Annotated in this window: 12 protein-coding genes and 2 tRNA genes; 10 read left to right on the top strand and 4 right to left on the bottom strand. The window is 41.6% G+C overall.

The window, feature by feature from the left end:
* Nucleotides 1-131 precede the first annotated feature (131 nt).
* The 3 genes from M9196_RS07690 to yejK all read right to left on the bottom strand — a co-directional run bounded on the left by M9196_RS07690 (nt 132) and on the right by yejK (nt 3,897).
* Complete coding sequence (locus tag M9196_RS07690; protein WP_250616950.1) at nt 132-1,334, bottom strand: chemotaxis protein; 1,203 nt, start codon at nt 1,332-1,334, stop codon at nt 132-134.
* Nucleotides 1,335-1,453: 119 nt separating this feature from the next.
* Nucleotides 1,454-2,821: an Hpt domain-containing protein gene (locus M9196_RS07685; protein ID WP_250616949.1), complete on the bottom strand. Its 1,368-nt coding sequence runs from the start codon at nt 2,819-2,821 to the stop codon at nt 1,454-1,456.
* A 77-nt stretch (nt 2,822-2,898) separates the two neighbouring features.
* On the bottom strand, nt 2,899-3,897 hold the full coding sequence (gene yejK / locus M9196_RS07680; RefSeq protein WP_250616948.1) for a nucleoid-associated protein YejK: 999 nt from the start codon (nt 3,895-3,897) through the stop codon (nt 2,899-2,901).
* An 84-nt stretch (nt 3,898-3,981) separates the two neighbouring features.
* Between yejK and M9196_RS07675 the strand changes: the two genes are divergently transcribed.
* The 8 genes from M9196_RS07675 (at nt 3,982) to M9196_RS07640 (ending at nt 11,021) form a co-directional block, all read left to right on the top strand.
* On the top strand, nt 3,982-4,197 hold the full coding sequence (locus M9196_RS07675) for a YejL family protein (RefSeq protein WP_250616947.1): 216 nt from the start codon (nt 3,982-3,984) through the stop codon (nt 4,195-4,197).
* Nucleotides 4,198-4,235: 38 nt separating this feature from the next.
* Nucleotides 4,236-6,059, top strand: coding sequence for a DUF3413 domain-containing protein (locus M9196_RS07670; protein ID WP_250616946.1), 1,824 nt, complete (start codon nt 4,236-4,238; stop codon nt 6,057-6,059).
* Between the two features lie 64 nt (nt 6,060-6,123).
* Nucleotides 6,124-6,200 (top strand) — tRNA-Pro (locus M9196_RS07665).
* A 161-nt stretch (nt 6,201-6,361) separates the two neighbouring features.
* Nucleotides 6,362-6,452: transfer RNA gene (locus tag M9196_RS07660), tRNA-Ser, on the top strand.
* 89 nt (nt 6,453-6,541) lie between these two features.
* Nucleotides 6,542-7,873, top strand: coding sequence for a site-specific integrase (locus tag M9196_RS07655; protein WP_250616945.1), 1,332 nt, complete (start codon nt 6,542-6,544; stop codon nt 7,871-7,873).
* On the top strand, nt 7,866-8,648 hold the full coding sequence (locus M9196_RS07650) for a hypothetical protein (RefSeq protein WP_250616944.1): 783 nt from the start codon (nt 7,866-7,868) through the stop codon (nt 8,646-8,648). The genes M9196_RS07655 and M9196_RS07650 overlap by 8 nt, the downstream gene beginning before the upstream one ends.
* 74 nt (nt 8,649-8,722) lie before the next feature.
* Entirely contained in the window at nt 8,723-9,130 is a 408-nt protein-coding gene (locus tag M9196_RS07645) for a hypothetical protein (RefSeq protein WP_250616943.1), read from the top strand.
* A gap of 361 nt (nt 9,131-9,491) precedes the next feature.
* Complete coding sequence (locus tag M9196_RS07640; protein ID WP_250616942.1) at nt 9,492-11,021, top strand: hypothetical protein; 1,530 nt, start codon at nt 9,492-9,494, stop codon at nt 11,019-11,021.
* A 397-nt stretch (nt 11,022-11,418) separates the two neighbouring features.
* On the opposite strand, the gene M9196_RS07635 is transcribed toward M9196_RS07640, so the two are convergent.
* Nucleotides 11,419-11,925: a hypothetical protein gene (locus M9196_RS07635; protein ID WP_250616941.1), complete on the bottom strand. Its 507-nt coding sequence runs from the start codon at nt 11,923-11,925 to the stop codon at nt 11,419-11,421.
* Between the two features lie 698 nt (nt 11,926-12,623).
* Here M9196_RS07635 and M9196_RS07630 point away from each other — a divergent pair.
* Both M9196_RS07630 and M9196_RS07625 read left to right on the top strand, forming a co-directional pair.
* A complete protein-coding gene (locus tag M9196_RS07630; RefSeq protein ID WP_250616940.1) occupies nt 12,624-13,910 on the top strand; it encodes a tyrosine-type recombinase/integrase in 1,287 nt (428 codons plus the stop codon).
* Nucleotides 13,911-13,915: 5 nt separating this feature from the next.
* Nucleotides 13,916-14,749, top strand: a complete 834-nt coding sequence (locus M9196_RS07625; protein ID WP_250616939.1) for a hypothetical protein — start codon at nt 13,916-13,918, stop codon at nt 14,747-14,749.
* Nucleotides 14,750-14,778 lie beyond the last annotated feature (29 nt).

Below are 14,778 nucleotides of genomic sequence, written 5' to 3'. Positions count from 1 at the left end.
AAACAAGCGCAATTTCCAATATCCGAGTAATTTTTTAACAAACCCAACCAGTTTAATGGTGATTTTACACAAAACACTGCCATATCAGCAAAACAGAGTATCAACGCATGAGCCGCCAGGCGGCTCTGCACTTAAGACTCTAAACTGTTGTTTTTCTTCTGTTGTACTTTTTTGCCTAAGAAGTAACCTAAACCTAATGGCGCGAAGAAAATGACGAATATGAACAAGATGAAGTAGATGATCGTGCTCTTAATGAGTTGAATTAGCTTATCCACCGCAAGCGCAACCACGTCTTGGGAGATTTTATCTAAGTCTTCGGCAAACAAGCGACGTTCTGTATTCACCAGTACCTCGAGCGCTTTACGCTCACGCTCGACCATTTTTATGAGCTCGTCTCTTTCTCGAGCGACCATCACATCCAGTGCCTGACGCTCCGCACTTAATTGCGTTAACTTATCTTGAGTCTTAGCATCAAAATCATTCAATAGAGGCTGGAGCTCAATCGCCATCTTCTGCGCAAGATCTTGCATGTACTCAGGGTTGTTGTTCACAAAGTCTTGAAAAGCGTCGGCGCTCATCTGAAAGCTTTGCAACGCTCCACGAATGTCATTTCCGCTCACATTGCTGTTCAGGGCAATGAGCTGAGCTTTCCATGTCATAAGTTTCGGTGTTTGCTCAGACATCAGTGCCAGCCTGTCTGACACATCCGCGAGAGCTTCAGGCATGGTACCTAACGTTGATGCGACTTCACTTTCGTCAATACCTTGGGCTTTTAGCCAATCTCGGTACGCTGGCGTTCTGGCAAAAGACAGGGTTTCAAAGGGGTGTAAGCGGGCAAATTTATCGACAAACGTTTTACTGCTTTGATAGGCCTCGCCCTTAAACAATGATTGAGCTAGCTGATCAATACTTTGGCTTAACGCTTGTGAAGCGGTCATGGCATCTTGACTAGCAAAAAGCGATTGACCTTCACCATCGGTAAAAAAATGTGCCATTTGTGTGGTAAACACCCAAGAATCGATCAAGCCTGCGGTTGGCGACACTTGAAATGCAGCCTGCTGCAATCCTTCTTCTGCGTGTATTTTCCAAAGTAAAATATAAGACTGGTTGATCACGTCAGACTCAGGATACAGAGTGGCTAGCGTATCGGCGGTTGTTTCTACTTGAGTGAAAAACTCACGACTGTACTCTCGAGTCATCAGCCTCATATTAAGCTCTTGCTTAGTTAAAGGTGTCGTCTGACTGTCTAGCTTCACCTCTAACAGTGAGCAACCAGCGAGTAAAATAAGCGTGACATAAAGCCCTACATTGCGAATAAACCGCACAATGCCCATGAATCAACCTCAACAATAAAAACACATTTAGATAGAGAATTAATTATAACCTAGTACCGTAAGATTCACGTTAGCTATTGATATTTATCACCGATTTTTTGTGTGTTGCGACGACAATCTTAGGATTGTTCCCGTTTAATGTAAGCTTCGGCTGACTCGACAGCACTACTCAGCTTTTCTCTAAGTGTTTCAATGAGCTCACTTGGGACCACTTCCACTTGTTTTAGTTTTTTCTCCACCTCAGTAGAGACTTGATGCAATGCCTCCGCGTAGATGCTCCCGGAGACGCCTTTTAAGGTATGAGCTATTCGAGTTGCAGACTGAATATCCTGCTCGAGCAAATTCTGTAATCGTTCTACATCATCTCGGTGTTCATTAATAAACACTTCAAGAAGCATCAATACTGACTCTTTATCGCCATCTAAAGTACTTAACATCGTGTCAAAGTTAATAATGGGGACACCCCCAATGTCTTTAGATGACGTCGGTTTTTTTGATGGCATCCGTGGATTTTTCACCACATCAAGAACGTCCTCGACTGCCTGCTCGTTATCAACATCCCTAGATGGGGCTTGCTCAATCTCAAATGCATTCTCTGTGCGACAAGAGCTACCTTTGGGTTCGACGTTGTCAGTTGAAAGCGTTTTGGTCACCTTTGCTTGCAAGTGCGGCTCACTTGTCTTTTGCCTGCTCAAACGCATGCTTAGTAAGTCTCGCTTTTTAACCCTAACCATCCTTGCGCTAATCACCGCTAAAATAAATAAAGCTGCCAAACTCACAATAGACAAATTCACTAATTGCCGTCCTAAGTACATCTCAGATTGCTGTCTTTGCTTCGCTAGTTCAGCAAGGACTGGATGGTTGACAACACGATCGAGCAAAAATGCAGTATTCGCCGTTTTACCCAGCAGCACTGACGCTTGAGAGTTCAGTAATAACAGGGCTTGCTTATCTTGGGGGGGTAGCTGGTAAGCCGCTCTCTGAATGCTCTCCAGCTTGAGATAAACTTGACGAGCTTCAAGTGAATCATTAAACAAGGTTTCTAACACAATAGACGACAACTCATTACTCAGAACTTGCCCGCTTGCCGTCAGGTTTGGTAATCCCACGCTAATATTATGGACAAATTGTTGTAAGCGGGTCTCGTCATGAGAAAGCTGCTGTGCCTGTTCAACAAAACGCTCTAGAAGATAAACAGTATGGGTAAGGTCGGTTGACATACCAGACTGAACAACGCCTTTTAACTGCATGGTCTGAGCATGAATAAGCTGTAGGTCTAGCTCAATCTGCTGGGTCACTTTGGCGCGATAGGGTTGGGAAATAAATAGGACTTGACGGAGTTTATCGATGCTAATTGAAATTTCATCAACTAGTTTTGTTGCTTGTTCTTCTTTAAACGATCCTTGTAGGACGGTCGCAACGATAACAGCCCACGCCAATATAGTAAAAATAGTGCAACGAAATAAAGACTTACGGTAGTTCAACAACGACAGCCCTTCCTTGGTATGACGAATAATAAAAGCGTTACCTAACAGTAACGCTTAATACAAACAATGTTAGAACGTTAACGATTACGACTCAACTGATCTCGCAGATTAGGTGGTGTGCCTTTGATTGTTAACGTATCTGTTTCTGGGTCATAAAAAACACGCTCACCTAATAAAAGGCTGTCAAAACTGAGATTCAAGCCACCGCCCGCACCAACGAACTTAGTTAGCTTACGCACGGTTGAGCGGTCGGCTGGAAAACTCTCTTCCAATTCATAACCTTGCTCTTGCGTGTAATCAAGAAATGAAGAACCTTCATTGGCAGGGAGCTCTCCCGACAATTCTCGAACCTGTACCTCATCACCCGCTTTTAGCTGATCGTTACAGTACTCATACACCTGTTTTTTGTAACTAACGGTCTCTTCTTTATCAAGTTGCGCGTCAGCGCAAAAGTCTTCCACCGCTTGCATCAAAATTGTATTTTGCTGTTTGGTATCTAATCCAACTTCAGCCTGCAAGAAATCCAAGAAGAAATCAGCGACCTTACGACCAACACGACCCTTAATGTACGTCAAATAACGATTGGAGTTTTTATCGACGTCGTAACTAGTCAAATCAATACGAGCAACGATATCCATCTTACCGATATCTAGATAATCGATAGCACCGATGTTCAAACCTTCGGTTATTTGCAAACTGCTATACGACGGCAATAATCCAATGAACAAATACTCTGTGGCAAGCGATTGATATTGCGCCATTACTAGCGTGCCCGCATCGGCAAATGGGTACTTGGCAAGCTCGGTTTTTAGACGTTGCGCACTGTCTTGAGAGAACGTATAAAAATCTTTTTCACCATTTTTTAGCTCGTTTAGCCATACCTGAAAATCACTATCATTTTTGAATGCACCAAAGCCCTTCCCCGCCTTTGCATTAAAGACACGATGCAGCTCAGCCACAAGGTTTTCCGTTGAGCTATCATTAGGAAGTAGCTCATCGCGATAGTGAACAGTTAGCTCTTCCTGCTCATTTATCGCTAACTGGTGTAAAATAACGTTAGATAGGTTCAAACTCATAGTGAAATTATTATCGTTGCTGGTTCGTTTGTGATGCATTGTAGGGTATCATAAGCCGCTTTCATTATCATTAGCAGAGTCTTTATGCCAATTACATCGAAATACACCGACCAACAAGTAGAACAAATTTTAACCGAAATCGCAGCAGTTCTTGACAAACACGGCGCTGGCGCCGAACTTTCATTAATGATTGCAGGAAATATCGCAACCAATGTCTTAAATAACGATGTTGCGCCTTCACAACGAGCTGCAATTGCGGAAAAATTCTCTAAAGCTTTGATTTCTTCGGTAGAAGCGTAAGAACAATACTAATTTAGGCACGGAATTAATAACGGCAAATGGTAGATAGCGGAAATTCATACGGTGAGCGCGTCTCCCGACTCGTAGGTTGGGGACACTGGTTCGCGTTCTTCAATATCATTGCAGCGATGCTAGTAGGTACTCGCTATATTTCTGCGTCTCCGTGGCCGGACACTCTATTTGGTCAGATTTATCTTCTGACCTCATGGATTGGGCACTTTGGCTTTCTAGTATTTGCGCTCTATTTGCTCATACTATTCCCGCTAACTTTTGTTATTCCGTCTCGAAAACTGTTCCGATTAATTTCCGTTTGTTTTGCCACATTCGGCTTAACCGTTTTGCTCATTGATACGCAAGCTTATCAAACGATCAATTTACACTTGTCCCCTGTGGTTTGGGAACTGTTGTTTGGGGATGAAAGTAGCCCTGTAAGCAGTGACTTGCAGCACCTCTTCATTGTTTTACCGCCTATTTTTCTCGCCCAACTTGCGCTTTCAGAATGGGTATGGCGCAAACAGAGGAAGCTCTCGCATACTCATGTAGGTCGCCCTATTTCGGCGCTATTTTTCCTATGTTTTATTTCCAGTCATCTGATTTTCATTTGGGCTGATGCCTATTTTTACAACCCGATTACTGTGCAAAAAGCAAATTTCCCACTTTCTTATCCTATGACCGCCAAGTCATTTATGGAGAAACACGGTCTGCTTGATCGTGAAGAGTACTTACAGAAATTAAAAGACAACGAAGGCGCTGTCGATCTCGTCTCTTACCCGCTGTCTGAAATTGAGTTCAATCGTCGCTCTGAAAACCTCAATGTACTGTTCGTCAGTATCAATAATTTACGAAGTGACATGCTGTCACCGCAAGTAATGCCTGTCAGTTATGGTTTTTCACTCAATAACCAAAATTTCTTGAATCATTACAGTTCAAGTAACGATGATTTTGGTGTATTTGGCCTGATGTATGGTATTCCAACCAGCTATGCGAGTAGCATTAAATCGCAAGGCACGGCTCCGTTATTTTTGTCGACCCTTCGAAAGCAAGGGTATGCGTTCAAGCTTTTTAGCGGCGACAACTTCGAAGATGACCTTTATCGCGATACCATTTTTAGGAACTACCCTTGGGGCGATCTCTCTAAGAATGCCGATGGCACCGCCTCAGAAACCCCTATTAACGATAATGCCGCCATTGAACAATGGCAGCAATCCCTCATTAATGATGGAAGTGAACCCTGGTTTAGTTATATAGAACTGACCACGGTTGATAGCTTTGACAATTATCAACCTGTGAAAGCAAACCTGTCGCCTGAACAGCAGTTTATTGCCGCGTATTCGGCCGCAGCAACTGCCGCTGACTTTGAATTTGGCAAAATACTGCAAACACTGGTCGACCAAAAGTTGTTGGACAATACCATTGTAGTTCTCACTTCCAACCATGGCACTGAGTTTAACGAAACGAAAAGCCGCAGTTGGGGATCAAATACCAATTACAGCCAGTATCAATTGAAAGTGCCTTTAGTCATACACTGGCCTGGAAAGCTAGCCGCTGATTACACTCACATGACTAGCCATCTTGATGTCCCTGTGACCATCATGCAGGATTTAAGCGGTGTTTCCACTAATGCTAAGAACTACAGTAGTGGACGTAACCTGTTTGATGAAAGAAAGCGCAAGTGGATCATTGCCGGAGATACCAGAGAACTGGCGTTGATCACCGCTAAGGAAACCACGGTCGTCGACAAATTTGGCAATTACAGCCTTTATAATCAAGATTATCAGAAACTAGACGATAAAAACCCTCGCTTACCAATACTGATGCAAGGGTTTACCGAGCTACAACGTTTCTACTCTAAAAGTCAGTAAAACAACGGTTTATGTATAAAACAGTATTGACCATCGTATAACTGATCGTTTAAATTACTCCCATCGGATATTAGCGCAGCTTGGTAGCGCACCACTCTGGGGGAGTGGGGGTCACTGGTTCGAATCCAGTATATCCGACCATTATTTAACCCCAAGTAGTAATACTTGGGGTTTTTAGATACTTTTGTATAAGTAATAGACATCTCAGCTCACTTCTTAACCCAACGATGATTAATTGGTATTTTTTGAATTAAAAAGGGTTTACAAAGAGTAAGATGCACATTAATATACGCAGCAACAACGGAGGGATGGCTGAGTGGTCGAAAGCACCGGTCTTGAAAACCGGCAAGGGTTAATAGCCCTTCTAGGGTTCAAATCCCTATCCCTCCGCCACTATTCTTTACGCATTAAGCCCTTGTTTTACAAGGGCTTTTTCGTATCTATCGTACTGCAAATCACCTATCCCACAGAGAGGTGAGACAATGTACTTACAAAAAGCGCCCAATGGCGTATATCAAACCCGCATCTGCGCTCCGAAAAAGCTTCGCTCTCATGGCTATCCATACGATTTCAAATTCAGTTTACTCACTCGAAATAGACAATTAGCAATCGAGCGTAACTTCGAGATTGCTCAGTGCATCCGAGCAGCTTTCCATACAGCATCTAAAAGCACTGTACCCAGCGCAAAAACTTTTACCTTCGCGCTACGAGAGCAAGTCAGATCGATACGCAATAACTATGATGAAAATCAACAGACTGAGTTTTCCATTCAAGAGCAAAAAACTTCTGGGTATTCTGACTTCCCAGAACTCGATCATATCGATTTTCATACGTTAGAACCTTATCCCCCGTCTGACCAGCATCCCATATCGCTCTACAGTGTAGAGAGCTTGCTCAGAGAGTTCTTAGCATCAAAGCGTGTAGAGAACGTCAGAGCGCTGACTGTACATCAACTCGAACAGCGCATATCTCATTTCCTGTCTTTTGCTCACAGTAATAACACTATCTACATTACGTCAGCTACATTCATGCAATATGTAACTCAGCTTCACAGTGAAAAGCGCTCAATGAAGACAAACAAAGACTACTTTGCTTCAACGACGCAGTTTTTCGGGTGGCTGTATCAGATGGACTACATATCTCATAACCCAGCAGATAAAGTCTCACCCAAGTTTAGAGCTAAGCGACACGCTAGCACCGAGCGGGATCGATGGACTGAATCAGAACTTAGGAAGATTTTAACTAGCAAGGCTTTTCTTAGTCAATCAATCGACTTTCAATGGGTTACTCGTCTCCAGCTTTATCATGGACTGCGGACAGGAGAAGCGTGTCAGTTCTATACGAATGATATTACTGAGATTGAAGGAATCTTGTGTCTGCACGTCAATGATAAGTCGGAATATCAACATCTAAAAAACTCCCATGCTGTTCGCTATATCCCTATTCATCCGCATATTCGCGAGGACTTCATTGCGTTTGTTCGTAGTCGAAGTAAGCGTATCAACCGCCCTCTCTTTCGATATAACCCACTGTCCGCCGATAAAGACTGGACAAAGACATATCGAACTCAATTTGGTCGAGTACAAACTGAAATTGGTATGAAGCCAGGACAACGACCGACCGCTTATGGACTACGTCATACCTTCATTGATCAACTGAAAGTTGCAGACGAAGCGGAACATGTCGTCGCTGAACTTGTTGGACATACCAACCCTAACATGACATTTGGACGGTACGGTAAGAAGTTAAAAGTTAATCGACTTCTTGAAGCTGTAGCTAAGTTTGATCTGAAAGTGGAGGTATCTCATGATTAAGTTAACTGACCAAATGCGTATGGATATCATAACTGCGCTGCTCGAAGGTTCGTCGTATCGAGATAGTATCGACATGCAACAGTTTTTAAAAAGAGGAGTTACAGAGTCGGAAATCGGCTTAATCGACACTTCAATTCAGTTGCTTCATGAATCACCTTATCTCACAGACCCTGACTTTGAAAACCTTGGTTACAGCTATAAGAGCATACAACGCATTTTAGGCGGCATCAGTCACTTTAAATCGCTCTTAAATCTCGGGGACTATACGCTTCAAAACTGGATAGTAGATAACGGGCTTCAGTATGAAGCCCCTATCAAACTGCCTTACTTCATTTACCAACACTTCGTTGAAGAAATAAGAACTAATCATATGAGTGGATTGATGCTCAGTTCAGACTTTGAAGTGGAACTTGGAGGGCACTCCGCCAGATCGATCATTTTCAAATGTGGAACGAGCCTTCTACTTCCCAAGGATGCCACCGAAATGGCCGCTTACATAATCCTTTCGAGATTTGGGCGGTATAAGTCGATGACGTTTGATTCCGAGACGAACACACTAACCGCAGAAACGGAACATTGCAGTCTAAATGTCGAAGTAAAGATCTTCGCGTCTCAACTTACTCAGCAAACTCCGATTTCTGTCTGCTTGATTGATGATATCCCTGAGTGCGATTATTGTTCTCGTTCATCGACTAAAATTCTTAAACTAGGCGACTTTTCAATGAAACACGGAAACGGAGCTAATCGCGAACTTTTGAAAGTGATGAAACTCTGACACTCAATCCACGCACCACGAGGTGGGCGTCAAATTAGTCCCCACCTCATCCCCTGAAACTATGAGGAGTTTGCATGAGAATACTTTACATCGATGTCTTTAGTCTGCTTCGCTCAAAATCAGATTCAATAGACATTGAATCTGCGCACAAGCTTGCTAAAGCGGCAGAAGAAGCCAATTTGATGCTATACCCAACATTAAGTAAGTACACGCGTGGTTGGCTTGTCGAGAACAAGGTTTTTGATAGCAACATTCTCGCTCCTGACTCAACAACGAGTCGTAGCTCGCGTCTTGATGACTCCCACCCTGTTCGTCATTTAAGAGCGCACGCGCATGCTTTGAGCGTCTCACATTGGTGGGTTTGTGGCGACTTTTCTGGTGATGAACTGCTAGCTGACTATCGTGATAGATATTTATCTAGTAGGTACGGTGCGGGCGTAACGGACGAGCTGACTGATAAGATAAGGCTACTCAAATCATAACTAACTAGGTTTGTAGTGAACAGCAGTCAAAAGTCTCAGCACACTTGTGGACAAAAATCACTTAGAGGGAATGCTGTGGCTTAGTTAGTTCGATTAGAAAAAGTAAGATGAAGGCTAAGAATCAAGACCCGACCCAGACGGGTAACTCACCACCAGGCCAGAGCAAGAAGTTAGTTGATGAGTGTATATAAACCGTAACAAATTATGGTTGATTACAAGAATGGCATAATTACTGGTTTAAGGCTATGGCTTGGGAAGATCAAATTAATCAACAATAAGGTAGCTTATGGATGATTTTTTCAATAAACAAATCATATAATTAGGCGTAGAATGAATATCTGACTAGGATCGGAGAATAATAATGGCTGACTACGAGTTCGAAGAAGGTGATGTGAATATCGGAAACTTGGGTGAAACTAAACTAACCGAGTGGTGTGATGCAGCAAGACTAACATCAAACGAATCACTCCACGAAGATAAAATGGGTTGGGATCATCTTATTGAGTTCCCTTACCTCAAGTCCGATAAACCTAAAGATAAGCAGCCAAAGCCAATAGAATGCAAGATTCAAGTTAAGTCAACGTTCCGTGAAGATGGTGGCGTTCGAATCAAGTTGTCAGCATTAAAAAGACTCGTTGATTATACCTCCCCCGCTTTTATACTGTTCTACGAATTCAAAGGTAAAGAAGCCCCCACGCTTGACAACTCCTATCTCGTCCACATAGATAAAAATATCATTTCACGAGTTCTTAAGCGAATTCGTGAAGAGCATATTAAAGACAATCCTGAACCATTACACAAAATCAAGCTATGGATTAGATATGGTGAAGAACACAAACTGAACTCAGATGATGGTATTGCGTTACGTGAACGAATTATCAGCTTAGTTCCTGATGGTATGGCTGAATACCAGAAAAATAAAGACGAATTAACAGAAACCGTTGGGTATGGAGCTAATGGCTTTATTTTTCAATTCGAAGCCTCTACGGAACAAGTGGCTCAACACTTCTTTGAAGCAGCTGTTGGATTATCCTCACAAGTTGAGATTAAGAATACTATCTTGAAAGATAACCGCTTTGACTTACCAAACGGTGCAATAGTTGAAAAGAAATCAGATGTAGCCAAAATTGAAGTGCTTCCTAATATCATTGACGAATGCCAATTGCGCTTCAAAACACGTGAATACTCTCCTGCTCTTATCTTTGATGGTCAATTTGTAAAGATGCCACAATTAACTACTAGTATAAATTCGCTCTACTTCAGAACAGAGCTTTTTTCCATAGAGTTAGTTAATGTATCTGAAAACCAGTTTGACAGTCTATTGCATTTCACAACAGAAAAAGAAGTACCACTAGATGAAGCATTACGATTTTTTACTCTTTTCTCTCAAGAAAACAAAGATAAGACACTCTTTCTTGATACTGAACTCAAGAAAGAGAAAAGAACAATTAGCGCTGAAGTTGCAATTAATCACCCATTTGCAGACACATTATGCGTCGTCGAATCCATTAAAGTTCTTAAAAATAGCTTTGAAATTGACGGTAATTCACTTACTACGTTAGATGATCTTTATAATAGTCGGCATGCGTTAAATGGCCTAGCGGCTATCATCCAAAACAAAGTTGAAGCTATTCGCTTTAAAGCACGAAAAGAGCCATACAGCGATAAGTATATAACTGAACAAGAAGTTGTGGCTCCTTACACAATGACTGTCCAAGTTGGTGATGCTCATGTCGGTGTTGTAGTCCTTCTTCATGGGAGGAGAGTTACTGACTATGACTACCAAGTCTATAAAGCAGAAATAGTGGAACCTCTCACACTATATGGAGAGGCTCCAACATTGGATCGGCTTGATAAAATTCAAGATTCAGTATTACAACAACGAAGTTAATCAATTCAATATTGACTTAGCATTACTCTCCCCTATATATCCTGAATGCATCGTTAGGTGTTCTCTTATTCTTTTGAAACTTTATTGGCATGAGTAAAAGTAAATCAAGTTCAGCTTTGATGAAGGGGAAATTTACCCATCGTAACTAAGTTTGGGGCAATTCTGAGTTCAGTGCCCCGCCAGCAAGGATCTGGACAATTCCGAGTTACGTTTTCTCTAATTTAGTAGAGCATGAATTAACTGAGGTACGGCAACTCGCTTATTTGAGTTTCCAGTGTCACTGGAGAAGAGCAATGGGGAAGCTTATTAACTAGATAATTTAAAGGGGGAAAAAGAAAGTTCGCCCCTTTATTAGTGTATATTTGCCAATATAAGTAAAAAGCAATTGGAATATAACCTACTCTTTAGTCACATTTATTTCCGTCTTGTTTGTAACAACCATAGATAAAATATCGTGATGATTACCATCAGAAGTGTAACCATAAGACTTCACCGCCATTTGTGCCCCCTCTTGTTCAAGGAGTCTCCAAGCCCATTGGTAGCCATCTTCAAATTCTAAACGCAAATTACCACTATCTTCAAGCTTCCAACGAATAGCTTCAGTAGTTCCCTTTTCCAACTTTGTGTATTTACCTGTGCCGTTTTCCATAAGAACCAACTCACGTTGTTTTTTGCCATTACTAAATGAGAAAACAAGCTGTTGATCAATTATCATATCGTCAGTGAATATTTCATACCCACCACAATCCAATACTGCTTTGTCAAACGTAGCTTCGTTTAGCCCCGTTGAGGAGGTATCGCCTGTTGTACACAAACTAGCTGTAAGTGGGGTTTCTGCTGTTGTCGACTGACAACCAGCAAGAATAGCCAAGGACAATATTGTTAGTAACTTATTAGAATTCATGATTTTTCCTTAATTAAGCCTTATTGTTGTTACTTTTGTAACTACATAAGATAAGCAGACTATTCTAAATTCGTCAAAATCACAGTTCTCATGGGCTCAATTTACATCATGAGCTAGATAATATTAAAGAGCTGAGGGTTTCAATGTTTGTTCATTACAATTAAGTTATTAAGCATGAGGGAAAGTACGTCATATTGCTGGACTTAATACTAGGTTTAATCCGACTCTGACTCATCTCGGGGCATTTTTGATTTAGGATATGAGGTCTTAAACACAGAGATGGAACTTCACAAATCATCAATCTCAACGTCAGTTTCTGAAGAACTTCTCCTTGCTAAAGTCTTGAAAAACGATAAAACAACGAGACATACATCACAATTTCTCCTCAGAAATTGATTTTTCTTCAAAATTTATTAATCACTGAGTAATTTCTGCCTATTCTAGCTAGTTCTTATAAATCAGACACTTAAATCGACTAAAATATACACACTGAAAATATACCCGAGCCATTAGATATCAACACCACCAAAAGTCAACAAAGCTATAAATATCATACACTTGCGATCACCTTTGGTCTGTGGTTTTATATAAGCACATTCACTAATGACCATTCAAAAATAATAATAACTAGTACAGAATGTACGCTCCGCAAGAAGAGCAACTTATTTTGATGGCCTTAAACTTTAAAGGTCGATGATATGAAGTCTGACAAACAAGAAACAAAGCAAGCCCCACAAAAACGAAGAAAGTTAAAAGCCAGAACTGCGAAAAAGCGCAAAGGCACGCGATCTTCCGATGTATCTCTTAATGTTGATGACTACGAGCAATCTTCAGTTGCTAGAGCAGTTTGTCATGAATTAAGCACCAAAGAGCCGATCTTAGCTGAATCCACCTTCGTTGGCATGAAAACACATGCCAGGCACATCATTCGACAGCTTGGTACAAAATCCATTGATGAACTTTGCATAGAAGATATTGAAATTCTCAGGACAACTCTACTAAAGGCGGGTTGTAGAGCGAAAGTCATAAACAGCTGTTACACAATACTGCGAGCGATTTGCTCGAAAGCACGAACATCAGGTCACCAAAAATACGACCTCATGCAATCATTTAAAAATCTAAAGATAGTCAATGAAGAGCCGCATCCTCTCAATGAAGAAGAAGTGAGAAAGCTGCTCTTAACTGAAACCGATGGTCAGGTATCAAAGGACATGACTGTTTTTGGTCTTTTGACAGCGCTACGTATCAGCGAACTTATTTGTTCAACATGGGAGAACGTTGAGTTTTATGTCGAGGAAGCCGTTGAGAAATGCCGACTCTTTGTTGATTTAGCTAAGCCGATCAATCAGTACAAAGTTACGAAGACAAAAGAATCAACCCGAATGATAGAGTTATCTTCAGAAGCTGCGAAGATTCTAAGACGTTTACAACCAATCACTGGTATGAAAGCACCTATCTCAATAGATATCGTAGAGCGAGACAATATCACTGTGCGGAAAGACAAACGCAGGTTCATCTTTATCAATGATCGAACAGGCCGACCATGGGTAAACTCAAAACAGTTCGCGAAGCAGTTTTTCACCAAATTTTTGGCCAAAGCCGATGTCCCTCATCGCGGCCCAAACCAATTGCGTCACAGTTGTGCATCGATTCATTATAACAATGGCACTAGTGTCGCTTGGATTGCTGATTTACTGGGACACAAAGATGTAAGCATCGTTGAGCAACACTACGCAAAGCGCAATAAAGTCAGTTTAAAAAAAGAACAAAAGAAAGCAGAAAACACAATTTCCGACCTCTTCAAGTTAAGTGACGAAAACACTATTAAGGTCCCTCAGGAGATAGTTCAAGCTAAGACCAGATCGGTAAATGCTATTGACAAAGAGTTTATCAAGACAATGCTTAATCTAGCCCGAAGCACAGAAAGTGAAGAGCACAGAGAGCAAATAATCCAAGTTATCTCACAAACATTGGACAAGGAGTAGTGGTCATGGATGTTACTCCTCCCCGCCCTACCTCACTTCCTGCCCCGACGGGGCAGGAAGGAAGTTTGGCAAAATCACTGAAAGACAATTGGATGCTTGAACTTGAAAATTGTGGCTGCTCTATCGAAAAAGGCAAAACGATAGAAGAATATGCTCGTGCATTTAAAGACCCAGAAAAGGCACCAAAATCTGCTAAAGCGCTCCAAGCTTTGATTGGTGGCGATTTCAAACGAGTACGCATCGCATTTAAACTGTTGGTTCAAGCAACTAGACCACTTCCTATTATACGCGATAAGTCGACTTGGTTTGTTGACGCAGAGCGACGAGTAAATACTGCACTAGAAAACGAAATGATGCTGGTTTGGCAAGCGTTTGATACTGAGGTACAGAACTTGGTGGACATACGCACACGAGAGTCTCTGCATCAAATTTCTATGTTGGATAAAGAAAATGAAGAACTGGCTGAATTGGTTGATGAACTACAAAGGCACGCAGAAGACATCGAGTACTACCGAAATCAATATAAAGCACTAGAAACCGAACTTGCTCGTGTCGAGCAAGTTTATTCTGAGCTACGTGACAAATACGATTCGTCTCAAAGTGAGCTAAAGTCGTTGCTTCTCATAAACAGCGAGTTAGCTAACACGAAGTCACGTAATGAAATGCTTGGTAAATACAATGAGTCACTCGAAGAAGATAAGAAACGTTTAACCGATGAAAACAGACGATTATTGGACGTCATTACAAAGTTTCAAAAACGAGAAGCTATTGCGCTCAATAATGGAAGTGACGGTTACCCATACGATGACTTCATTGACGAAGAGTTTTTGAAAGATTAATTCTCAATAGAAATTGACAAGCAAAACAA

This window comes from Vibrio methylphosphonaticus, assembly GCF_023634655.1.
GTDB lineage: Bacteria > Pseudomonadota > Gammaproteobacteria > Enterobacterales > Vibrionaceae > Vibrio > Vibrio methylphosphonaticus.
This window is presented reverse-complemented; position numbering and strand designations above follow the sequence as displayed.

Excerpts from the sequence above, each read along its gene's own strand:
- M9196_RS07655 (WP_250616945.1), top strand. The coding sequence starts at position 6,542 with ATGTACTTACAAAAAGCGCCCAATGGCGTATATCAAACCCGCATCTGC.
- M9196_RS07635 (WP_250616941.1), bottom strand. The coding sequence starts at position 11,925 with ATGAATTCTAATAAGTTACTAACAATATTGTCCTTGGCTATTCTTGCT.
- M9196_RS07625 (WP_250616939.1), top strand. The coding sequence starts at position 13,916 with ATGGATGTTACTCCTCCCCGCCCTACCTCACTTCCTGCCCCGACGGGG.
- M9196_RS07690 (WP_250616950.1), bottom strand. The coding sequence starts at position 1,334 with ATGGGCATTGTGCGGTTTATTCGCAATGTAGGGCTTTATGTCACGCTT.
- yejK (WP_250616948.1), bottom strand. The coding sequence starts at position 3,897 with ATGAGTTTGAACCTATCTAACGTTATTTTACACCAGTTAGCGATAAAT.
- M9196_RS07650 (WP_250616944.1), top strand. The coding sequence starts at position 7,866 with ATGATTAAGTTAACTGACCAAATGCGTATGGATATCATAACTGCGCTG.
- M9196_RS07640 (WP_250616942.1), top strand. The coding sequence starts at position 9,492 with ATGGCTGACTACGAGTTCGAAGAAGGTGATGTGAATATCGGAAACTTG.
- M9196_RS07645 (WP_250616943.1), top strand. The coding sequence starts at position 8,723 with ATGAGAATACTTTACATCGATGTCTTTAGTCTGCTTCGCTCAAAATCA.
- M9196_RS07670 (WP_250616946.1), top strand. The coding sequence starts at position 4,236 with ATGGTAGATAGCGGAAATTCATACGGTGAGCGCGTCTCCCGACTCGTA.
- M9196_RS07675 (WP_250616947.1), top strand. The coding sequence starts at position 3,982 with ATGCCAATTACATCGAAATACACCGACCAACAAGTAGAACAAATTTTA.
- M9196_RS07630 (WP_250616940.1), top strand. The coding sequence starts at position 12,624 with ATGAAGTCTGACAAACAAGAAACAAAGCAAGCCCCACAAAAACGAAGA.